Raw genomic sequence first — 20,547 nt, forward strand, 5'->3', positions numbered from 1 at the left:
AATTCGGGCAATTTCAATGAGATCACAGGAAATTCAGAATGACGCTAACTATTGATAAAAGTCAGGAAAATCACGGCCTCGCTGGCGATCACCCCTCATGCCGCTTTTCCGTGGCGCCTATGTTGGATTGGACGGATCGTCACTGCCGTTATTTCCATCGTCTGTTGTCGCAGCACGCCTTGCTGTACACCGAGATGGTGACGACCGGGGCAATCATTCATGGTAAGGGTGATTTTCTGAGCTTTAACGAGGAAGAGCATCCGGTGGCGTTGCAGCTGGGCGGTTCGAATCCGGCGGATCTGGCGCATTGTGCCAAGCTGGCGCAGGAGCGCGGGTACGATGAAGTGAACCTGAATGTCGGATGTCCGTCGGATCGTGTGCAGAACGGCCGTTTTGGTGCGTGCCTGATGGGCGAGGCGGATCTGGTAGCTTTGTGCGTGTCGGCCATGCGTGAAGTGGTGGATATTCCCGTAACGGTGAAAACCCGGATTGGTATCGATGAGCAGGATTCCTATCAGTTCCTGGCAGATTTCGTTGGTACTGTGTCTGAAAAAGGCGGCTGCGATAATTTCACCATTCATGCCCGTAAAGCCTGGCTGAGCGGCCTGAGCCCGAAAGAAAACCGTGAAATTCCGCCGCTGGATTACCCGCGTGTCTACCAGCTGAAGAAAGATTTTCCGCACCTGACCATGGCGATTAACGGCGGGGTGAAAACGCTGGCCGAGATCGAAGCACACCTGACCCACCTTGATGGGGTGATGGTCGGGCGCGAAGCGTATCAGAATCCGTATATGCTGGCGGAGCTGGATCAGCAGTTATTCGGCAGTGCGCGTCCTGTCAAAAAACGCCGCGAGGTGGTTGAAGCTATGTATCCATATATTGAGCGTCAGCTGGCGAACGGTTCGTATCTGGGTCACATTACCCGGCATATGCTGGGGTTGTTCCAGAATATGCCGGGCGCACGCCAGTGGCGCCGGCACATCAGCGAAAATGCCCACAAGCCGGGTTCGGGCATAGAAGTGGTTCAGCAAGCGCTGGATAAGATTCCCGCCCATCTGGATGTGTGATTAGCCTGCAAGATATAGTGAGTTTAACCACTCGTTATCGTCAAATTTGCTAACTTAGCCTGTAACGCCGCGAGCTGATAACGCGGCGTTTTTGTATCTTTCTGAAAAATAAGTATTTGTTTGGTAGCTGAATGTTGGCCCGAAACCTGCAGTTAAGCTGCAGTGAAGCAGGAAGGGGCAGAACGGGTTCTGTTACCTATGATGTGACTGGAGAGATTGGAATGGTAGAGTTTTTATTTTTACTGGTGTTTGCCGGTGTGCTGGTTATGACAGGGATCAGCCTGATGGGTATGGTTATCGCGATAGCGGCCGGTTTTGCAGTAATGGCGCTGGCGGGTTTATTAGGTGTGGTGATTAAACTGCTGCCATGGATTATTTTGATTGCGGTTGCTGTCTGGCTGTACCGCGGAGCCCGTCGCGAGTCGTCGATTCGCTCGTCGCGGCCACGTGATATGCATAGACGCAAATATTAGCGTGTTCAAAAAGTGAGCTTGAGCCAAATCCCTGATTCCCGGCGATGAAATGCAGTTTTCTTACATTGCATCTGGTATAGTCTGGCGCAGAAAAATCAAAGCACAATGATAAAGAGCGGAGACTCAGAAATGAAAAAAAACATGCTTTCAGCAGTGGCCGTAGCAGTGGCAATTGCAGCAGCGGTACCTGCTCAGGCTGATATGTTGCTGGGCGGCACAGTAGGCGCGGATGCCTGGATGAGCAGCGCTGAAATTAACGATGCAGTAGACGGTGGCGATAAAACCATTCCATCTTTTTATGCCTCGTTTGAACATTTTATTCCACTGATTCCAAACGCACGTATTGCTTATGCCAATGTAGAAGCGGATGCGGTGGCATTTAAACAAACAGACTTTACTCTGTATTACGAGATTCTGGATAACGATCTGGTAGCCGTGGATGTGGGTGTGTCTCTGATTAAATTCGGCGACGGCGAGTATAACGCGCAAGGTCACATGCAGACGTTTGATGATGAGTGGCAGCCGGCGATTTACGGTAATGTTGAAGTCGGTATTCCTATGACACCGCTGGCGGTATTTGTAGAAGGTAACGTTGGCAGCTTCGATGATACCAGCACGCTTGATGCTAAAGCAGGTATGAAGTTCACCATTCCTTTGGTGGCGGCCAACCTGAATCTGCGTGGCGGATACCGTGTGATGGACTACGATTTTGATGCGATCAATAATCCTGCCGGCAGCAAAGTGAAGCTGGACGGATTTTTTGCCGGTGTTGAAGTCGATTTCTGATTGGCCTATCACTGCTGAACTAAAGCCATGCTAAACGCATGGCTTTTTTGTTGCCTGTTTGCTGAGTTATAGGCCATTTTTAAAGTGGGCATTGATGCAGGAATCAGGCAGATGACAATTACCGAGTTACAGCGTTTGTATGCGGAAAGCGAAATAGTGGAAGCTGTGATTGAACCTTCACTACAGGCCAACGGCTGGGTGGTCGAATTTCGTCATCGCCGTGGTGGCTTTGTCACCCTGACTGACGGCTCAGGCAGTGAAAAGTGCTACCGGGACATAGACACTGCCACTGAGCGTGCTTTTGAAGTGGGTTTTCATCAGGTACGTATTGCCGATCATTTCTGAATGCCGTGGCGCCTGATCCCCCGGATTGGGCGTCTTTGTGCCGCTTAATTTTCTTACCTCCTGCTTTTCTCTTCCAAAAAGTTATAAAACATTCTTATCTATTCTTTCTTGTTATTTCGTCGAGTAGCTAATCTACCCTTACGCAATGTAAAGGGATCGTCGTGTCATGTTACTTAAGGAACTCTCGGCTTTAGCCAGCCCTCTCAATGATCAGCAGATCGGTCAGCTGCAACAGACAGTCGCAGAGCTGTCACCACAGCAACTGGCGTGGATTAGCGGTTATTTCTGGGGATTAAGTCAAACCCAAACGGCGGGCCATCAGCCTGCCGGTCAGCCCATCGCCGCTGTGGCAGCGAAACCGGCTGGCAAACTTACCATTATTTATGCTTCGCAGACGGGTAACGCCAAAGGCGTTGCTCAGGCGCTGAAGGAAGAAGCGGTTGCGGCTGGTATCCAGGCTGACGTGTTTGCCTCTGGCGATTACAAAGGCAAGAACCTGACCAAGGAAACCCATGTGATCATAGTGGCTTCAACCCACGGTGAGGGTGAAGCGCCGGATGACGCCATGGAGCTGCATGAATTCCTGCAGTCCAAGCGTGCGCCTAAGCTGCCGAATCTGAGCTATGCCGTGCTGGGCCTGGGGGATTCCAGTTATGAATTCTTCTGCCAGACTGCCAAAGATTTTGACAGCTACCTCAGTAAGCTGGGTGCCAAACCTTTTGTGGATCGTATCGACTGTGATGTTGATTATGATGTCCCGGCCGCCGAGTGGCGCGCTAAAGCGCTAGAGACCATCAAGGAAGAACTGCTGGGCGGCAATGATGCCGAAGTGGTTCAGCTGCACGTGGCGCAAAACGCGACGGCGGCTGTGTCTCAGTACAATAAGCAAAATCCGTATGCGGCAGAGCTGCTGGTCAGCCAGAAAATTACCGGTCGTGATTCCGGTAAAGATGTCCGCCATGTGGAAATCGATCTCGGTGAATCCGGCCTGACTTATCAGCCGGGCGATGCGCTGGGCGTCTGGTATGACAATGATCCTGCCCTGGCTGAAGCGCTGGCAGCGAAAGTGGGTCTGTCCGGTGATGAAAGCGTTGAGGTGGACGGCCAAGCCTACAGCCTGAAAGACGCGCTGATTCACAAATACGAAATTACCGCTTCTAACCCGCAGCTGGTGACCAAGTTCGCTGAACTGTCTGGGAGTAAGAAGCTGCAGAAGCTGGTGGAAGACAAAGACAAGCTGCGTGAGTACGCGGCGAACACTCAGGTGATTGATGTCTTTGCCGAGAAGAAAACCCAGCTGAGCACTGAGCAGTTACAAGGCTTGCTGCGCCGTTTGACGCCGCGCCTGTACTCCATTGCGTCCAGCCAGGAAGATGTGGGTGAAGAAGTGCACCTGACTGTCGGTCTGGTGGAATATCAGCAGGGCGAAGAAAGCCGCTTTGGCGGTGCTTCCAGCTTCCTGTCGCACCGTCTGGAAGAAGGCGCGAATGTTCGTGTGTTTGTTGAAGATAACAATAACTTCAAACTGCCGGCCGATGATAATACCCCGGTGATCATGATTGGTCCGGGCACAGGTATCGCGCCTTTCCGCGCTTTTGTGCAGGAGCGTGATAACCGTGATGCTGAAGGCAAAAACTGGTTGTTCTTTGGTGACCGCACCTTTACCCAGGACTTCCTGTATCAGGTGGAGTGGCAGAAGTACCTGAAAGACGGCATTTTGACCAGACTGGATGTGGCTTTCAGCCGCGATCAGTCTGAGAAAGTGTATGTCCAGCACCGTATTCTGGAAAATGCGGCAGAAGTTTGGCAGTGGCTGAAAGACGGCGCACATATTTACGTGTGTGGTGATGCCAACCGGATGGCAAAAGATGTGCATGACGCACTGATCACTGTTGTTGAGCAGCAGGGCGGCAAGAGCCGCGAAGATGCCGAGCTGTATTTGAATGATTTGCGTAAAGCCAAACGCTACCAGAAGGATGTGTACTAATGACTGAGAAACTGTCCGATAACGAACGCCTGAAACGCGAGAGTAACTTTCTGCGCGGGACCATTGAGCAGGATTTGCAGGATCGTATTACCGGTGGCTTTACGGCTGATAACTTCCAGCTGATCCGTTTCCACGGTATGTATCAGCAGGATGACCGCGATATCCGCCCGGAGCGTCAGAAGCAGAAACTGGAACCTTTGCAGAACGTCATGCTGCGCGCCCGTATGCCGGGTGGCATCATCACGCCGGAACAATGGCTGGCGATTGATAAATTCGCGCAAGACAAAACCATGTACGGCAGTATTCGTCTGACTACCCGCCAGACATTCCAGTTCCACGGTGTGCTGAAGCCGAATATTAAGCTGATGCACCAGACTCTGAACGAGTATGGCATTGACTCGATTGCCACCGCCGGTGACGTAAACCGTAACGTGCTGTGTACTTCTAACCCGGTGGAGTCAGAATTGCACCAGCAGGCGTATGACTGGGCGAAGAAGATCAGTGAACATCTGCTGCCTCAGACTCGTGCTTATGCGGAAATCTGGCTCGATGGCGAAAAAGTGGAAGGGCATCAGGATCAGGAACCGATCCTGGGCTCGAATTATCTGCCGCGTAAATTCAAAACCACAGTGGTGATTCCGCCGCAAAATGATGTGGACGTGCATGCGAATGACCTGAACTTTGTCGCTATTGCCGAAAACGGTCAGCTAATTGGCTTTAACGTGCTGGTGGGCGGCGGTCTGGCCATGACACACGGTGATACAGCGACTTATCCGCGTCGTGCAGATGATTTTGGTTTCGTACCACTGGACAAAACGCTGGATGTCGCAGCTGCAGTGGTGACAACTCAGCGTGACTGGGGTAACCGCTCTAACCGTAAGAACGCGAAAACCAAATACACCCTGGACCGTGTGGGTGTTGATGTCTTCAAGGCGGAAGTTGAGAAACGTGCCGACATTACCTTCGAAGCCAGCCGTCCTTACGAGTTCACTGATCGCGGTGACCGTATCGGCTGGGTGGATGGCATCGACGGTAAATTCCACCTGACGCTGTTCATCGAAAACGGCCGAATTCTGGATTATCCGGGTAAACCGCTGAAAACCGGTGTGGCTGAGATTGCCAAGATCCACAAAGGGGATCTGCGCATGACATCTAACCAGAACCTGATCATTGCCGGTGTGGCCAAAGAAGATAAAGCGACGATCGAAAAGATCGCCCGCGAGCACGGTTTGATTGATGACGCTGTCAGCGTGCAGCGCCAGAATTCAATGGCGTGTGTGTCGCTACCGACCTGTCCGCTGGCGATGGCAGAAGCCGAGCGTTTCTTGCCGGAATTTGTCACCGATTTTGAAGGTCTGCTGGAGAAACACGGTCTGGACAAAGACGAGCACGTTATTTTGCGCGTGACCGGCTGTCCGAATGGCTGCGGACGCGCCATGCTGGCGGAAATTGGTCTGGTGGGTAAAGCTCCGGGTCGTTATAACCTGCACCTTGGCGGCAATATTAACGGGACACGCATTCCTAAGATGTACCGTGAAAATATCACTGTTGATGAAATCATGACGGAACTGGATCAACTGGTGGGCCGCTGGGCGAAAGAGCGTGAAGACGGTGAGGGCTTTGGTGACTTTACTATCCGTAGCGGAATTATTGCCCCTGTTGAAGTCTCTGTGAGGGATTTTTATGCCTAAATATGCGTTGGCGGATTTGCTGAGTGCCACCAAAGTGGAGCAGATCCTTCGGCTGGCGGAAATTAACGCCGAGCTGGAGCAGATGACAGCCCAGGAGCGGGTTCGCTGGGCGCTGGAATTTCTGGATGGCAACTTTGCGTTGGCTTCCAGCTTTGGTATCCAGTCTGCGGTCATGCTGCATCTGGTGACTCAGGAGTCACCTAATGTGCCTGTGATTCTGACGGACACGGGATACCTGTTCCCTGAAACCTATCAGTTTGTCGACTTTCTGACCGAGCGGCTGGAGCTGAATCTGAAGGTGTATCGCTCAGAGCTCAGTCCGGCCTGGCAGGAAGCACGCTACGGCCAGCTGTGGACTCAGGGCGTTGATGGTATTAAGCAGTACAACAAAATGAACAAGGTTGAGCCGATGCGCCGCGCACTGGAAGAGCTGGAGGTGAAAACCTGGTTCTCTGGCCTGCGCCGGGAGCAGTCGTCCTCCCGTGCAACCTTGCCGGTACTGGCTATTCAGAACGGTAAATTCAAATTCTTGCCGCTGATCGATTGGTCAGAACAGGACATTGATGAATACCTGCTGAAATACGATTTGCCTTATCATCCATTGCTGGCCCAAGGCTATCGTTCTGTCGGTGATGTCCACACCACAGTGAAGTGGGAACCGGGTATGAAAGAAGAAGAAACGCGTTTCTTCGGTCTGAAGCGGGAATGTGGTCTGCATGAGGATGATGCAGAGAGCGACGGTTCAGGCATCTAATCCGACAGCTTTACATTGTGGAAATAAAAAACCTGATCGGGAAACCGGTCAGGTTTTTTTATTGGTAATCAGAAAATTGACCTGAGGCTGACAGCCGAAAAAGGTGAAATCGTTACGCTCGCTGCCCGGTATCAGGTTATTGGTCAGCTGGCTGGTGTCCAGATTTTGGTCAGGGTATCAATCAGCCCGGCACTGGCGCCCTGGGTGCCCAGAAATTGTGTGATGATGGGAACGAACTGACTGATCATGCCGGCATCTAACCCTAATGCGGTGAAGACCGGGCCGAGGGCGTCCATGTTATTCAGCATGCCGCCCAGTCCGGCAGGAATGGCGTCCATCAGGTTTTCTGAACCTGGGATCAGCTTGGTCAGCTCGGTGGCCTGATCGCCGCTTAACTGGCTGGCCGCCATGGACAGCAGTGCACCGGCACCGCCCGCTGCCTGTTCGGTGCTGACACCGAGTTGATCGGTCAGCATACTGGCGAGGGGGTTGTTGGCCAGGGCTTCCATTTTATCGTCACCGCCGCCGAATAAGTCGGAAAGGCTAAAAGCATGGGCGGCAGGGCTAAGGGCCAGACTGGCCAGTAATGGCATTGCAACCAGCCAGCAGCGTTGGAGTAGAGCTCGGGTCATAGTGTTCTCCTTAGAATCGTTATGAGGTTTTCCCGTGGGGAAGCCGTAAGCTACTCTAAGCGTAGTCTGGAAAAGATAAAAGAGGGCGTTTGTCAGGTTATTGTCAGGGTATGTTGCTGATATGAGACAAAAAAACGGTGCCGAAGCACCGTTTTTCAGAAGGGCGGCAGGACTTACAGGATGTCCAGCAGCTCAACTTCGAAAACAAGTGCAGCGAAAGGTGGGATGGCAGCACCAGCGCCACGCTCACCGTATGCCAGGTTTTGTGGAATATACAATTTCCACTTAGAACCGACAGGCATCATTTGCAGAGCTTCTACCCAACCTGCGATAACGCCGGTGACCGGGAATTCTGCTGGCTGACCACGTGATACTGAACTGTCGAATACAGTGCCGTCAGTCAGTTGGCCGTGGTAGTGAACACGTACTTGCTTGTCAGACGTTGGGATTTCGCCGTTACCTTCAACCAGAACTTCGTACTGAAGACCAGATTCGGTTACTGTTACTTCTGGGCGCAGTGCGTTATCTTTGAGGAAGGCTTCGCCTTCAGCAGCAGCAGCTTGAGCTTGTACTTGACGAGCTTCTTCTGCGCGGGTGTGCAGATCACGCAGTGCGTCGTTGATGTCGTCTACAGCGATTTCTGGCATGTCGCCAGTCAGCGAGGTGGCGATGCCTTTGGCAATGGCAGCAACGTTCAGGCCTTCCAGGCCACTTTGAGCCAGTTGCTGGCCCATTTGCAGACCAATACCGTAGCTCGCTTTAGTTTCAACTGTATCTAGTTTAACGTCAGACATAGTGTCGTCTCTTTATGTCGAGTGAATTAAGCGGGCAGGATAACAGTTTCAACCCTCAGGGGTAAACTTTTGTGAACAGAGGTCGCATCAAAGCGTGACCCTGAAGTTTTGGCGCAGAGTGATGGAGAGTAGTTGTTATGGGACAAGCGAAACGCCGTAACCGGAAGAAATCGGCCCCGGCCCTGACACAGGTGTCGCTGACGGAATGGAAAACCCGGCTCAGCCAACTGAACTGGCGTGAAGCAGGCCAGACACAATGGCAGAAGGCCCGACTGAGGGTGCAGCCCTACTGGCAACTGTTACCAGGGTTTCATCGCAAAGCCTTACTGGTACTGATCCCTGTGGTGGTTGTGCTGTTCCTGCTGCCGGCTTCAGAGCCAGAACCTACTATCTCCGGCAGCGAGCCTGTGCGTCAGGAAGTGGCGCTGAACTTGGATGAGCCCGCGCGTTTACCTGTCGACCAGCGCCCAGAGCCTGTATCGCCGCCTCGTCCGGCAATCATCAAATCTGTGGCGTCGCCAACCGCGGTGACATCTTCGTCAACTTCAGCGACGGCAGCGTCCCGGCAGCCAGCTTCTGCTGAAAACTGGATAAATTATGAAGTCAAAAAAGGCGAAACCCTGGCGACCATCTTTCGTGCCAAGTCGTTACCTCTGACCGATCTGTACGCCATTGCTGCGATTGAAGGTAAAGACAAACCCCTCAGTTACATTAAATCTGGCCAGTTATTGCGTTACAAACAACTGGCCAATGGGGATCTGGATGTCCTGCAGATTGAGAGCCGCGGTGGCGATCCTGTGATGTTTTTCCGCCGCTCTGACGGTAGTTTTGCCCGCGGTAAGTAATGGATTAATCAGGCGGTTGCCGGAGTTTTCGTCAGCCGCATATCAATGTGGGGAATGCCGTCTTCCAGGTATTCGTCAGAGCTTGGCTCAAAGCCAAAGCGCCCGTAATAACTCTGTAAGTGCGACTGTGCGCCGATGTCAATGTCCTGCCCCGGCCACAGTTGTTCTGCGTACGCCAGCCCATGGGTGAGCAAGACACTTCCCATCCCTTTCCCGCGCGCTGCTTCAGCGGTGATCACCCGTCCAATACTGACATTGTCGTAGGTTGTGCCTGGCGGTAATAACCGCAGATAAGCCATCAGAGTGCCATTGTCATAAGCGACTAAATGATGCACACCCTGAGCTTTGTCGTGGCCGTCGAGTTCCGGATACGGGCAGTTCTGTTCAACCACGAACACATCCACCCTGAGTTTCATGATGTCATATAGTTGATCAGTGCTGAGCTGATCAAAACGAAGGCATTGCCACTGCATTGATTGTGTCCTTTTACTACGGCTTCTGTACCTGAGTACCAGCATAAAATGCGCGATGAGATATCGCAACCGGCGTTTATTTTCCTGACGCGGCCAGATGACGCTGCAGGCTGTCCAGCTGGCTCAGTGACAGGTTTAGAAACGATGCCAGTTGTGGCGCAGTGATGTGTGTTGCCAGCTCACCGATGCTGTCAGTGAACAGGGCGTAGCGTCGTGCCGGGCTGTACAGGCGCATGAACTGCTCTTTTTGTTCCCGGAACAGCAATTGCCTCTCGGCCAGGGCCATATACAGGGCTGGATGGTCATCGCGCCAGCGAAGAATCAGCTCTGCTGGTAGGGTCTGGATCAGGCAGGGTGACAAGGTTTCCAGCAGATAGGGCGATCCCTCGTCGGTCAGCAGGCTTTCAAAGCCAATCAGCAGATCCTGTTCCCAGAAGAAATCTTTGCTGATGGTTTTACCGTCTCCGGTGATGTAACAGGCATGGCACAGGCCATCAATCAGAAAATATGCCTGTGTTGCCAGTTCTCCCTGATTGATCAGCACATGCCGGGTAGGCAGTTCTAACGGTTCGGCCAGTGACAGTGCCTGATCGATAGTGGCCTGATCGGCACCGTGCAGGGCCAGAAATTGCGCGAGTGGTGAGGTCATAGTGTTCTGTCGTTGTTGAAGTCATCTATATCTAGCTTACCAAAAAATACCACGACCACAGGCCGCGGTATTGGGATATCGTTTGTATGGTTTGAAATCAGTGTTGCAGGTCAATCCGGTAAATTGCAAAGCCGGCAGCATCTGTATTGACTTGTTTCATCGGATACTGACCTTTGTCTTTGATAAAGGATGCCGCTTTGTCGCTCGGTGAGGTCTCAAAACGGATGTCCAGTTGCGTTGTGCTCCTGAGCGGGGCAAAGCGCCAGTTATTGTCGGCACTCGGTACAACTTGCCCGTCGTCTTTACTTACCCGGCTGATGTAACTGGCCAGCACGGTGCGGTTTTCATCCGGTGCTGCAAAGGCGATGAATTGCTCACCCGTCCCGGCAAACTTGGCACTGTAAGCGCGGTAATTGTTAGTTGCGATGATGAAGGGCTGGGCCGGATCTATGGCTTTGCCCTGATAGGTTAATTGCTGGATCCGTTCGGATGCCGGGTTGATGAGCTTACAGTCACCGTCGTAACGGGCGGGCTGAGAGACATCCACCTGATACTGAACACCGTCAATCACGTCGAAGTTATAGGTGCGGAAGTCTTCCCAGTTGATCAGTGACTGTGGCGCGCCTGAGCTGAGATCGATCTGGTTAAATTGTCCGGCAGAGCACTCCAGCCACTCTTTGACTTCTTTACCTGTCACTTTCAGCGCCACCAGGGTGTTTGGATACAGGTACAGGTCGGCTGCGTTACGAAAGGTCAGCTGGCCGGCTTCCACTTCGGTGTAGTTGCCCGGATCGTTAGCCCGCCCGCCTGCCTTGAACGGGGCGGCAGCCGACAGTACCGGGAGGCCGTCTAAATCCGGGTCGCCCTGAATAAAGCGCTCCACGTAATCTTTCTGTGCCAGGTTCACAATCTGTACGGTCGGATCATCCTGTACCAGCGCAAGATAGCTGTACATCACGTCACTGGCTTTACCGATCGGCTGGTTTACAAATTCACGTGTCCCCTTGTGATCCTCCATCACGGCTGCGACCAGTTTACTGTCCGCCGCTACCTGCGCTTTGCCGTCGGCAAATATCGGGCGAGCCTGGGTTTGACGCCCAGTCACCATCCACTTGCCATCTTGCCGGGTCAGCTCCAGATCGATCACCCCCAGATGATCGCCCCAACGGCCGGGCATCACAGCCGCGACACCATTGATAGTACCTTTTTCTATGTCCGTATTGGGCAGGTTGGCAAAGGTTTGGCTCGGGAAGACAGCGTGGGCATGGCCGAAGGCGATTGCATCTATGCCTTTCACTTCTGTCAGGTAATAAACCGAGTTTTCCGCCATGGCATGGTAAGGATCGGCAGACACGCCTGAATGCGGAATCGCGACTATGATATCGGCGCCTTCGGCTTTCATCTTAGGCACGAAATAGTCTGCGGTTTGCTTGATGTCTCTGGCGCTCACCTTGCCTTCCAGATTCTTTTTATCCCAGGTCATGATTTGCGGCGGCACAAAGCCGATGTAGCCGATCTTTACCTCATGCTCTGTGCCGTCGGTATCTTTCAGGCGATAGGTTTTAATCAGATAAGGGGTAAAGAGGTTTTCCCCCGTCCTGAGGTCGTAGACATTGGCATTGATATAGGGGAAGTTTGCGCCTTTTAATGCCGCTTGCAGGAAATCCAGCCCGTAATTGAATTCATGGTTACCTATGTTGCCTACTTCGTAATCAAGTGGGTTCATGGCTTTATAGACAGGGTGAACATCACCGTCTGCCAGACCTTTCGCTGCCATGTAGTCACCCATCGGGCTGCCCTGAATCAGATCGCCGTTATCAACCAGCACACTGTTAGTGACTTCGCGCCTGGCTTGCTCGATTAAGGTGGCGGTACGGACCAGCCCGGTTTTCTCGGTGGCTTTATCTTTGTAGTAGTCGTAGTCCATGACATTGGCGTGAATGTCGGTGGTTTCAAGAATGCGCAGTTGAATGGTGTCTGCCAGTGCCGGGTCTGCTGCTGCCAGCAGTGCGCCCAGTATGGCAAGTGAAAGTGGTTTTGCTCTTAAAGACATGATTTCACCGTCATTAATGGAGTAAGTTACGCGCTAAAAGTAGCAAAAATACTGTTAATGAAATGCAAGAGCTTGTCAGATATGTGACCTGAGTGCGCTTCCTTGCTCTGCATTAGGTTTCTTTCTCGAGCCACTGTATTCAGGTATGCGGACGGGCGAAAGAGTTAGATCTTAAAGGCATAAGATAAGCTATTTTTAATGGATAAAAACCGGAAAAGTGATTGTTTTATACGGTGTTAGGGGCGATTTGCTGAGATATCAGGAAGGATTGTTCCCGCAAGGTGGTTAAGTCGGCCAAGCTAAACTTTTGGGAATAAAAAATGAAATTTTAGAATTTCAGGTAATAACTTGCCCCGTCTATAGTGCTGTTACGTACAGAGAGTAAGAGCAGTGACTATGGACTATTTACCTATTTTTGCCGATTTAAAGCGTCGCCCATGCCTGGTAGTAGGCGGTGGAGAAGTGGCCTGGCGTAAAACCCGGATGCTGCTTAAAGCCGGTGCCGATGTTCGTGTCATTGCTCCTGAGCTCAATGCCGATTTTCTGCAGGCGGCAGATAACGGTGACATTACTCTTCTTGCTGAGCATTTTATGCCAGAACACCTTGACGGTATCTTTCTGGCTATCGCTGCCACCGATCGCAAAGCCATCAATGCTCTGGTGTACCAGTCGGCAAATCAGCGACAGGTGCTGGTGAATGTGGTGGATGATACCCAGCGTTGCAGTTTCATCGTGCCATCGATTGTTGATCGCTCTCCTCTTATTGTGGCTATTTCATCTTCTGGCAAAGCGCCGGTACTGGCGCGTCTGGTCCGTGAGAAGCTGGAAGCCTTGCTGCCTCAGCATCTTGGTAAAATGGCGACGCTGGCAGGCCAGTTTCGCGATCGCCTGAAGAATACGGTGAAAAGCCTGTCTGCCCGCCGTCTGTTCTGGGAGCAGGCATTTGACGGCCGTTTCGCCGAGCTGGTTGCCGCCGGGCAAGATAAAGAAGCCGAGCAGGAATTGATTCGCCAGTCCCAGCAGGTGACTACCCAGGGCCAGGTTGCACTGATTGGTTCCGGCCCCGGCGACGCCGGTTTGCTGACCCTGCGTGCATTGCAATTAATGCAGCAGGCCGATGTGGTGCTGTATGACTATCTGGTATCGGACGACATCATGGATCTGGTACGCCGTGATGCGGAGCTGGTCTGTGTTGGTAAACGCGCCGGTTATCACAGTGTGCCGCAGGAAGAAACTAACCGCCTGCTGGTGGAATACGCCAGTCAGGGCAAACGGGTGGTTCGCCTGAAAGGCGGTGATCCTTTCATTTTCGGCCGCGGAGCAGAAGAGCTGGAAGTGCTGTTTGATGCCGGTATCCCGTTCCAGGTTGTGCCGGGCATTACCGCCGCAGCCGGCGCGACGGCCTATGCCGGAATTCCCCTGACACACAGAGATCATGCACAAAGTGCCATGTTTATTACCGGTCATACCAAGCCGGACAGCGACAATCTCGACTGGTCTACACTGGCACGCGGTAAGCAGACGCTGGTGATTTACATGGGGCTGATGAAATCAAGCCACATCCAGCAACAACTGATTCAGCATGGCCGCGCTGCAGAAACGCCGATTGCGATTATCGAGCGCGGCACGCAGGCATCGCAAAAAGTCTTCAGAGGCCAACTGAGCGAGCTGGCTCAACTGGCAGAGAATGCAGAATCGCCGTCACTCATCGTGGTGGGTGAAGTGGTGACTCTTGCGGATAAATTACATTGGTTCGGAAAGCAGGAACAACAAGGGCAACCACACCCCGCTGTCGTGAGCCTGGCTTAACATGGAGAGAAAGATGGATCCGAAACGCCTTACCCACCTTAAGCAGCTCGAAGCGGAGAGTATTCATATCATCCGTGAAGTGGCCGCTGAGTTTGATAACCCTGTGATGATGTACTCCATCGGTAAAGATTCATCGGTGATGCTGCATCTGGCCCGTAAAGCCTTTTATCCGGGGAAAATTCCTTTTCCGCTGCTGCATGTCGATACCGACTGGAAATTCCGCGAAATGATTGAATTTCGCGATGCGACAGCGAAGAAATACGGTTTTGACCTGCTGGTGCATAAAAACCCGGAAGGCATGGCGATGGGTATCAGCCCGTTCGAGCATGGCTCGTCAAAGCATACCGATATTATGAAAACCCAGGGCCTGAAGCAGGCACTGAACCAGTACGGTTTCGACGCCGCATTCGGTGGCGCCCGTCGTGACGAAGAGAAATCCCGTGCCAAAGAGCGCGTGTATTCTTTCCGCGACAAGAACCACACCTGGGATCCGAAAAACCAGCGCCCTGAGTTGTGGAAGACCTATAACGGCCAGATCAACAAAGGCGAGAGCATCCGAGTGTTCCCGCTGTCGAACTGGACCGAGCTGGATATCTGGCAATACATCTACCTGGAAGGCATCGATATTGTGCCGCTCTACCTGTCACAGGAACGTCCTGTGGTTGATCGCGACGGCATGCTGATCATGGTGGATGATGACCGCATGAAGCTGCGTCCGGGTGAGCAAATTGAACACAAGAGCGTACGCTTCCGTACCTTGGGCTGTTACCCGCTGACCGGTGCAATTGAATCTGAGGCCAAAACCTTGCCTGAGATCATTGAAGAAATGCTGGTGGCTACCTCCAGTGAGCGTCAGGGACGGGCGATCGACCACGATCAGTCGGGATCCATGGAATTGAAGAAACGTCAGGGTTATTTCTAAGGAGTCGGGACATGAACAGCGCAATTCAACAACAAGTAGCTGAGCTGGGCATTGAAGCTTATCTGGATCAGCACCAGAACAAGTCTCTGCTTCGGTTCCTAACCTGTGGTTCAGTGGATGACGGCAAAAGTACGCTGATTGGCCGTCTGCTGCACGATTCACAGCAAATTTATGAAGATCAACTGGCCGCTATTCACGCTGACAGTCAGAAAGTGGGCACCACTGGCAGTAAGCCGGATCTGGCCTTGCTGGTTGACGGTCTGCAAGCGGAACGTGAGCAGGGCATCACTATTGATGTGGCTTACCGTTATTTCTCGACTCAGCAACGCAAGTTCATCATTGCCGACACCCCGGGGCATGAGCAGTACACCCGCAACATGGCGACAGGCGCCTCTACCTGTGATGTGGCTGTGATTCTGATTGATGCCCGTAAAGGCGTGTTGGATCAGACCCGTCGTCACTCTTACATTGCCAGCCTGCTGGGGATTCGCCAGTTTGTGGTGGCCGTCAACAAGATGGATCTGGTCGGTTTTGAGCAGGCCCGCTTCGAGCAGATCCGGGATGATTATCTGGCGTTTGCCAAAAAGCTCAATGCTGACATCAATATCCAATTGGTTCCGCTGTCGGCACTGGAAGGCGACAATGTTGTCACCGCCAGTGAGCTGACACCCTGGTATGAAGGCGAGCCGCTGCTGTCTTTGCTGGAAAGTGTGGAAATCAACAAAAAAGTGGACGGTGAATTACGCTTTCCTGTGCAATATGTTAATCGCCCGAATCTGGACTTCCGCGGCTTTGCAGGCACGCTGGCCTCGGGCACTGTGACTGTCGGAGATGCGGTGAAAGTGTTGCCATCGGGTAAATCGTCAACGGTTGCCCGTATTGTGACTTTCGACGGTGATCTGGCTCAGGCTCATTCCGGGCAGGCAATTACGCTGACCCTGAACGATGAGATTGATATCAGCCGCGGTGACACTATCGTTCATGCTGGTGACGACGTTGCACTCAGCAATCAGCTACTGGCTGACATTGTCTGGATGGCTGAAGCACCACTGGAAACCGGTCGTCAGTACGATATCAAAGTGGCGGGCAAGAAAACGCTCGGCTCGGTTAGTGCGATTCGCCATCAGGTTGATATTAATAACCTGGACACCTTTGCCACCGATGTGCTGCCTCTCAACGGCATTGGACTGTGCGAAGTGGTGCTCAATGAGTCTATCGCGATCGATTCATACCAGAATTGTGCCGATACCGGTGGTTTTATTCTGATTGACCGCCTGACCAATGTGACTGTGGGTGCCGGCATGGTGCGTGAGGCGCTGACGGAATCCGCCCCGTCTCAGCAGGCATACAGCGCCTTTGAGGTTGAGCTCAACGCGCTGGTCCGTAAGCACTTCCCGCACTGGGGTGCTAAAGATCTCAGTAAGTTGCTGGGGTAATGCCGATGGCATGGGAACAAGCTCTGGTACTGGCGATGCTGGTGGTGATCATAACCTGTTTGATCACCACCAGAATCAAACCTGCCTATCTGTTTGCAGGTACAGCCTTTATTGGTTTTCAAACCGGGATGATAGAGCTGTCAACTTTGGCGGGTAACTTCACCAACGCGTCGTTGCTGACCCTGGTCCTGCTGATCCTTGTTTCCATTGCTCTTGAAAAAACGCGCCTGATCAGTTGGGTCGGGCGCCAAATTTCTCAGGGAGGACAAACGTCTGTGGTGGCCAAGCTTGGCCTGTCGACGGCTTTCCTGTCTTCCTTTACCAATAACACGGCAGTGGTGGTGTCCTTGATTGGCGCAGTAAAGCGTAATCAGCGCCATGCGCCGTCTCGTTTGTTAATACCACTGTCCTACACCGCGATATTAGGCGGTACGCTGACCCTGATTGGTACCTCGACCAATCTGATTGTAAACAGCTTTGTCGAAGATGCCGGGTTACCCAGCCTGGGCTTTTTTGCGCCTTCAATGATTGGACTGGCGGTGTTGCTGGTCGGGCTGGTGTTTTTGATCCCCCTCAGCCACTTTCTACCCAATTACGATGACAGCAGCCAGGATGAACTGCCTTACTTTCTGGAAGCCAAAATAGAGCCGACCTCATCGCTGGTTGGCAAGTCGGTTGCTGAAAATGGCTTACGGGCACTGCGCCGCTTGTTTCTGGCAGAAATCATTCGTGACGGCAAGACGATTGCACCTGTGTGTCCCGAGACGGTATTGCGGGCCGGTGACAGACTGCTGTTCTGTGGCGATATCGAAAGTGTCACGACCTTACAGGAAATCGACGGACTGAGGTTATTTGGCCAGCACCACCTCAATGGGCAGTCCATGATGGAAGTGGTGGTCAGTCATTCTGCCGGTATTCGGGGTAAAACGCTGAAAAGCGTGCAGTTCCGCGAACGTTTTGATGCTGTGGTGGTGGCGATCCGTCGCGGCCATGAACGTCTGGCCGGCGGACTGGGTAATATTGAACTGCATCCTGGTGATACTCTGGTGATTGTGCCCGGCAAAACGTTTCATGAGAAAAAGCAGACGTTAAATCGTGAATTTGTCCTGATCAATGGTCTGGACTCCAGCGCCCGGCTGGATAGTACCAAGAGCATGGCCGTGCTGGGCGGTTTTGTTGCTGTGATTACCGCGGGCCTGCTGGATGCTTTACCTCTGATCAAAGGACTGGCCGGTTATCTTTTGTTGTTGCTGGCAACCGGTATCATCAGCTTTGCCGAAATTCGCCGCCGTTTTCCAATTGATATAGTGGTGATTGTTGGCTCGGCATTATCACTGGCTCAACTGATGCTTGCCAGCGGCCTGTCTGAGCAGATGGGCAATATCATGATGACATCCTTTAATGGCTGGGGCGTCTACGGCGGGTTAGTGGCCGTGTATCTGCTGACCTTGCTGATGACTGAGCTGGTGACGAACAATGCTGCGGCAGCCTTGTCTTTCCCTTTAGCGTACAGTCTGGCACTGAGCTATGGGGTCGATCCTATGCCCTTTATTATGGCGGTGCTGTTTGGTGCCAGTGCCAGTTTTATTTCACCTTATGGTTATCAGACGAATTTGCTCGTTTACACCGTAGGCAACTATAAGTTGCGAGATTATCTACGGATCGGGTTGCCGTTTTCCGTGATGTACTCAGTGGTTGTATTAGCCCTGATCCCGCAGTTCTTTCCTTTTTAATGTGTTATAGCAACGGAGTGTAAAATGACCGCTGTCGTTCAACCCCATGAAAATGAAAACGTGGTCTGGCACAATCACCAGACCGATAAAGCACAGCGTGCTCAGTTAAAAAATCAGAGACCCTGCGTGCTGTGGTTTACCGGGTTGAGCGGTGCCGGCAAATCGACGGTGGCCGGGGCGTTGGAAAATCGCCTGGCTGAACAGGGCTTCCATACTTATCTGCTGGATGGCGATAATGTTCGCCATGGCCTGTGCAAGGATCTGGGTTTCTCTGCTGAGGATCGTAAGGAAAACATTCGACGTATCGGGGAAATGGCTAAGCTGATGGCTGATGCTGGTCTCATTGTGCTGACCGCGTTTATCTCTCCCCATAGAACTGAGCGTCAGTTGGTTCGTGAACTCCTGCCTGAGGGAGAGTTCATTGAAGTCTTCGTGGATACACCTCTGGCAGAATGTGAAAAGCGCGATCCTAAGGGCCTGTATAAGAAAGCCAGAGCGGGAGAGATTAAAGACTTTACCGGCATTGATTCTGAATATCAGCCGCCGGCGAATCCAGAGATTCATCTGCAAGCGGGCAACGCATCGGTTGATGAGCTGGTGACTCTGTGCGTGGAAGCATTAAAACAGCGTCACATTATTTAAGACAAGGAGTACAGCGTGAGCGCACTACTGGAGTCTCTCTATCAGGTTGCACTGGAAGCAGGGCAAACCATCATGGACTGCTATCACAGCAATGTCCGGGTTGAAGAAAAAGCGGACAAGAGCCCGGTCACTGAAGCTGACCTGGCTGCCAATGCGGTGATAGTCCGCCATTTATTACAGCTTACGCCCGATATCCCAATTCTCTCTGAGGAATCTGCTCATACTGAATGGCGTGACCGTCAGCACTGGCAATCATTCTGGCTGGTGGATCCGCTTGATGGAACAAAAGAGTTTCTTCGGAAAAACGGTGAGTTTACGGTTAACATTGCCTTGATTAAGGAAGGCAGGCCCGTGCTTGCCATAGTGCATGCTCCTGCTTTGGGTAAAACCTGGCTGGGAGACGGTAATAAAGCCTGGCTGCAAACCAAGGCTGGTCGGGAACCAATCCGAGTGAGAGAAGCAACAGTGCCGACCGTGGTGGGGAGCCGTTCTCATCCAAGTCCGGACATGGCTGACTTTCTCAATAAGTTGGGTCAGCACAAGATGACTGAGGTCGGGTCATCCCTGAAATTTTGTCTGGTTGCAGAAGGAAGGGCACAATTCTACCCGCGTTTAGGGCCAACCATGATGTGGGATACCGCTGCCGGTCAGTGTATAGCAGAAAGTGCAGGTGCATCCGTTACCTTATTTAATCAAGAGCCACTGCAATATCATAGGGAAGAGTTGCTGAACCCTTCTTTCCTGGTTAGCTGTAAGTAAATGCTTTTATGCCGTCGGGGTAACCCGACGGGTTGCTCTTCTGTTCTAGTGGTTTGAGCTGATCGTTTCCTCAGTTTCTACGTTCTCCTCTGAGTCTCTGTTTCTTTATCGTGTCTGTCCCATACCTGCTGTGGCTGTTTTTTGTGTTTTTTATCAGTTTCAGAGTAAAAGATAGCCGGTTGCAATAAAATCACCAAAAAACACTTGCTGCTTTCAGCTAACCCCCTATAATGCCGCCTCACTGACAGGGCACACACGGGTTTGAATAAGTTCTTGGTAACTTGTGAATAACTTGTGTGAACTGAAAGTGGCGCAAAAAGAAAGAGAAACAGGGTTGACACTCGTTTTTGTTTTTGTAAAATGCGCACCCTCACCGAGTAAAAGGTGCTAAAGGTTTAAAACCTGAAGTTATCCTTGGTGAGTGCTTGGTTAAGAAGGTGTTTGAGAAAGTTTTTAAAATAACGCTTGACTGAGAAAAAATGCTGGGTAGAATACGCAGCCCTGACCAACGAGACATAACGTTGAGTCAACGCTCTTTAACAATTTGACCATGCAATCTGTGTGGGCACTCGATAATGATACAGTCATAAAAGATTTATCAGTGAACTGAGTGACCAATTGGTAGCACTTTTTATAAAAGAGTTACCGGCACAGTCAATTCGTTTCAACTTCGGTTGAAACATCAGTAATCACTGAG

The 20,547-nt window shown here is 52.0% G+C and carries 19 protein-coding genes; 14 read left to right on the forward strand and 5 right to left on the reverse strand.

What is annotated here, in order from left to right:
- Nucleotides 1-38: 38 nt before the first annotated feature.
- The 7 genes from dusA to IFO68_RS21310 all read left to right on the forward strand — a co-directional run bounded on the left by dusA (nucleotide 39) and on the right by IFO68_RS21310 (nucleotide 7,103).
- Entirely contained in the window at nucleotides 39-1,067 is a 1,029-nt protein-coding gene (gene dusA, locus IFO68_RS21280) for a tRNA dihydrouridine(20/20a) synthase DusA (RefSeq protein ID WP_192017782.1), read from the forward strand.
- A gap of 221 nt (nucleotides 1,068-1,288) precedes the next feature.
- Nucleotides 1,289-1,540, forward strand: a complete 252-nt coding sequence (gene pspG, locus IFO68_RS21285) for an envelope stress response protein PspG (RefSeq protein ID WP_192017783.1) — start codon at nucleotides 1,289-1,291, stop codon at nucleotides 1,538-1,540.
- A 129-nt stretch (nucleotides 1,541-1,669) separates the two neighbouring features.
- Complete coding sequence (locus tag IFO68_RS21290) at nucleotides 1,670-2,326, forward strand: TIGR04219 family outer membrane beta-barrel protein (protein ID WP_192017784.1); 657 nt, start codon at nucleotides 1,670-1,672, stop codon at nucleotides 2,324-2,326.
- A 111-nt stretch (nucleotides 2,327-2,437) separates the two neighbouring features.
- Entirely contained in the window at nucleotides 2,438-2,671 is a 234-nt protein-coding gene (locus tag IFO68_RS21295; protein ID WP_192017785.1) for a thymidylate kinase, read from the forward strand.
- A 166-nt stretch (nucleotides 2,672-2,837) separates the two neighbouring features.
- Nucleotides 2,838-4,658, forward strand: a complete 1,821-nt coding sequence (locus IFO68_RS21300) for an assimilatory sulfite reductase (NADPH) flavoprotein subunit (protein ID WP_192017786.1) — start codon at nucleotides 2,838-2,840, stop codon at nucleotides 4,656-4,658.
- Nucleotides 4,658-6,349 (forward strand): assimilatory sulfite reductase (NADPH) hemoprotein subunit, encoded by a 1,692-nt coding sequence (cysI, locus tag IFO68_RS21305; protein ID WP_192017787.1) that lies wholly within the window; start codon nucleotides 4,658-4,660, stop codon nucleotides 6,347-6,349. Before IFO68_RS21300 ends, cysI begins: the two co-directional genes overlap by 1 nt.
- Nucleotides 6,342-7,103 (forward strand): phosphoadenylyl-sulfate reductase, encoded by a 762-nt coding sequence (locus tag IFO68_RS21310; RefSeq protein ID WP_192017788.1) that lies wholly within the window; start codon nucleotides 6,342-6,344, stop codon nucleotides 7,101-7,103. Before cysI ends, IFO68_RS21310 begins: the two co-directional genes overlap by 8 nt.
- A gap of 143 nt (nucleotides 7,104-7,246) precedes the next feature.
- Here IFO68_RS21310 and IFO68_RS21315 read toward each other — a convergent pair whose 3' ends face one another.
- Together IFO68_RS21315 and IFO68_RS21320 are read right to left on the reverse strand one after the other, a co-directional pair.
- Nucleotides 7,247-7,735 (reverse strand): DUF2780 domain-containing protein, encoded by a 489-nt coding sequence (locus IFO68_RS21315; RefSeq protein WP_225445381.1) that lies wholly within the window; start codon nucleotides 7,733-7,735, stop codon nucleotides 7,247-7,249.
- A gap of 173 nt (nucleotides 7,736-7,908) precedes the next feature.
- The gene (locus tag IFO68_RS21320; RefSeq protein WP_192017789.1) at nucleotides 7,909-8,529 is read right to left on the reverse strand and encodes a BamJ family beta-barrel-assembly machinery protein; all 621 of its coding nucleotides are present in this window, start codon (nucleotides 8,527-8,529) and stop codon (nucleotides 7,909-7,911) included.
- Nucleotides 8,530-8,666: 137 nt separating this feature from the next.
- Between IFO68_RS21320 and IFO68_RS21325 the strand changes: the two genes are divergently transcribed.
- On the forward strand, nucleotides 8,667-9,374 hold the full coding sequence (locus tag IFO68_RS21325; RefSeq protein ID WP_192017790.1) for a LysM-like peptidoglycan-binding domain-containing protein: 708 nt from the start codon (nucleotides 8,667-8,669) through the stop codon (nucleotides 9,372-9,374).
- Nucleotides 9,375-9,382: 8 nt separating this feature from the next.
- Here the strand turns inward: IFO68_RS21325 and IFO68_RS21330 are convergent, their stop codons facing one another.
- The 3 genes from IFO68_RS21330 to IFO68_RS21340 all read right to left on the reverse strand — a co-directional run bounded on the left by IFO68_RS21330 (nucleotide 9,383) and on the right by IFO68_RS21340 (nucleotide 12,549).
- The gene (locus tag IFO68_RS21330) at nucleotides 9,383-9,847 is read right to left on the reverse strand and encodes a GNAT family N-acetyltransferase (RefSeq protein WP_192017791.1); all 465 of its coding nucleotides are present in this window, start codon (nucleotides 9,845-9,847) and stop codon (nucleotides 9,383-9,385) included.
- Between the two features lie 76 nt (nucleotides 9,848-9,923).
- Nucleotides 9,924-10,496, reverse strand: coding sequence for a Crp/Fnr family transcriptional regulator (locus IFO68_RS21335; RefSeq protein ID WP_192017792.1), 573 nt, complete (start codon nucleotides 10,494-10,496; stop codon nucleotides 9,924-9,926).
- A gap of 97 nt (nucleotides 10,497-10,593) precedes the next feature.
- Nucleotides 10,594-12,549, reverse strand: a complete 1,956-nt coding sequence (locus tag IFO68_RS21340; protein ID WP_192017793.1) for a bifunctional 2',3'-cyclic-nucleotide 2'-phosphodiesterase/3'-nucleotidase — start codon at nucleotides 12,547-12,549, stop codon at nucleotides 10,594-10,596.
- Nucleotides 12,550-12,945: 396 nt separating this feature from the next.
- Here IFO68_RS21340 and cysG point away from each other — a divergent pair, with 396 nt between their 5' ends.
- Genes cysG through cysQ form a run of 6 tightly spaced genes read left to right on the forward strand, consistent with a single transcriptional unit; the run spans nucleotide 12,946 to nucleotide 19,850 of the window.
- The gene (gene cysG, locus IFO68_RS21345) at nucleotides 12,946-14,358 is read left to right on the forward strand and encodes a siroheme synthase CysG (RefSeq protein WP_192017794.1); all 1,413 of its coding nucleotides are present in this window, start codon (nucleotides 12,946-12,948) and stop codon (nucleotides 14,356-14,358) included.
- A gap of 13 nt (nucleotides 14,359-14,371) precedes the next feature.
- On the forward strand, nucleotides 14,372-15,280 hold the full coding sequence (gene cysD / locus IFO68_RS21350; RefSeq protein WP_192017795.1) for a sulfate adenylyltransferase subunit CysD: 909 nt from the start codon (nucleotides 14,372-14,374) through the stop codon (nucleotides 15,278-15,280).
- A gap of 11 nt (nucleotides 15,281-15,291) precedes the next feature.
- On the forward strand, nucleotides 15,292-16,716 hold the full coding sequence (gene cysN, locus IFO68_RS21355; RefSeq protein ID WP_192017796.1) for a sulfate adenylyltransferase subunit CysN: 1,425 nt from the start codon (nucleotides 15,292-15,294) through the stop codon (nucleotides 16,714-16,716).
- Between the two features lie 5 nt (nucleotides 16,717-16,721).
- Nucleotides 16,722-18,449: an SLC13 family permease gene (locus IFO68_RS21360; protein ID WP_192017797.1), complete on the forward strand. Its 1,728-nt coding sequence runs from the start codon at nucleotides 16,722-16,724 to the stop codon at nucleotides 18,447-18,449.
- Between the two features lie 24 nt (nucleotides 18,450-18,473).
- On the forward strand, nucleotides 18,474-19,091 hold the full coding sequence (gene cysC, locus IFO68_RS21365) for an adenylyl-sulfate kinase (protein ID WP_192017798.1): 618 nt from the start codon (nucleotides 18,474-18,476) through the stop codon (nucleotides 19,089-19,091).
- Nucleotides 19,092-19,106: 15 nt separating this feature from the next.
- Nucleotides 19,107-19,850 (forward strand): 3'(2'),5'-bisphosphate nucleotidase CysQ, encoded by a 744-nt coding sequence (gene cysQ, locus IFO68_RS21370; protein ID WP_192017799.1) that lies wholly within the window; start codon nucleotides 19,107-19,109, stop codon nucleotides 19,848-19,850.
- Nucleotides 19,851-20,547: the final 697 nt, after the last annotated feature.

It is taken from the genome of Photobacterium arenosum (assembly GCF_014841115.1).
In the GTDB taxonomy this organism is placed as follows: domain Bacteria; phylum Pseudomonadota; class Gammaproteobacteria; order Enterobacterales; family Vibrionaceae; genus Photobacterium; species Photobacterium arenosum.

Excerpts from the sequence above, each read along its gene's own strand:
- dusA (WP_192017782.1), top strand. The coding sequence starts at position 39 with ATGACGCTAACTATTGATAAAAGTCAGGAAAATCACGGCCTCGCTGGC.
- pspG (WP_192017783.1), top strand. The coding sequence starts at position 1,289 with ATGGTAGAGTTTTTATTTTTACTGGTGTTTGCCGGTGTGCTGGTTATG.
- IFO68_RS21290 (WP_192017784.1), top strand. The coding sequence starts at position 1,670 with ATGAAAAAAAACATGCTTTCAGCAGTGGCCGTAGCAGTGGCAATTGCA.
- IFO68_RS21295 (WP_192017785.1), top strand. The coding sequence starts at position 2,438 with ATGACAATTACCGAGTTACAGCGTTTGTATGCGGAAAGCGAAATAGTG.
- IFO68_RS21300 (WP_192017786.1), top strand. The coding sequence starts at position 2,838 with ATGTTACTTAAGGAACTCTCGGCTTTAGCCAGCCCTCTCAATGATCAG.
- cysI (WP_192017787.1), top strand. The coding sequence starts at position 4,658 with ATGACTGAGAAACTGTCCGATAACGAACGCCTGAAACGCGAGAGTAAC.
- IFO68_RS21310 (WP_192017788.1), top strand. The coding sequence starts at position 6,342 with ATGCCTAAATATGCGTTGGCGGATTTGCTGAGTGCCACCAAAGTGGAG.
- IFO68_RS21315 (WP_225445381.1), bottom strand. The coding sequence starts at position 7,735 with ATGACCCGAGCTCTACTCCAACGCTGCTGGCTGGTTGCAATGCCATTA.
- IFO68_RS21320 (WP_192017789.1), bottom strand. The coding sequence starts at position 8,529 with ATGTCTGACGTTAAACTAGATACAGTTGAAACTAAAGCGAGCTACGGT.
- IFO68_RS21325 (WP_192017790.1), top strand. The coding sequence starts at position 8,667 with ATGGGACAAGCGAAACGCCGTAACCGGAAGAAATCGGCCCCGGCCCTG.
- IFO68_RS21330 (WP_192017791.1), bottom strand. The coding sequence starts at position 9,847 with ATGCAGTGGCAATGCCTTCGTTTTGATCAGCTCAGCACTGATCAACTA.
- IFO68_RS21335 (WP_192017792.1), bottom strand. The coding sequence starts at position 10,496 with ATGACCTCACCACTCGCGCAATTTCTGGCCCTGCACGGTGCCGATCAG.
- IFO68_RS21340 (WP_192017793.1), bottom strand. The coding sequence starts at position 12,549 with ATGTCTTTAAGAGCAAAACCACTTTCACTTGCCATACTGGGCGCACTG.
- cysG (WP_192017794.1), top strand. The coding sequence starts at position 12,946 with ATGGACTATTTACCTATTTTTGCCGATTTAAAGCGTCGCCCATGCCTG.
- cysD (WP_192017795.1), top strand. The coding sequence starts at position 14,372 with ATGGATCCGAAACGCCTTACCCACCTTAAGCAGCTCGAAGCGGAGAGT.
- cysN (WP_192017796.1), top strand. The coding sequence starts at position 15,292 with ATGAACAGCGCAATTCAACAACAAGTAGCTGAGCTGGGCATTGAAGCT.
- IFO68_RS21360 (WP_192017797.1), top strand. The coding sequence starts at position 16,722 with ATGGCATGGGAACAAGCTCTGGTACTGGCGATGCTGGTGGTGATCATA.
- cysC (WP_192017798.1), top strand. The coding sequence starts at position 18,474 with ATGACCGCTGTCGTTCAACCCCATGAAAATGAAAACGTGGTCTGGCAC.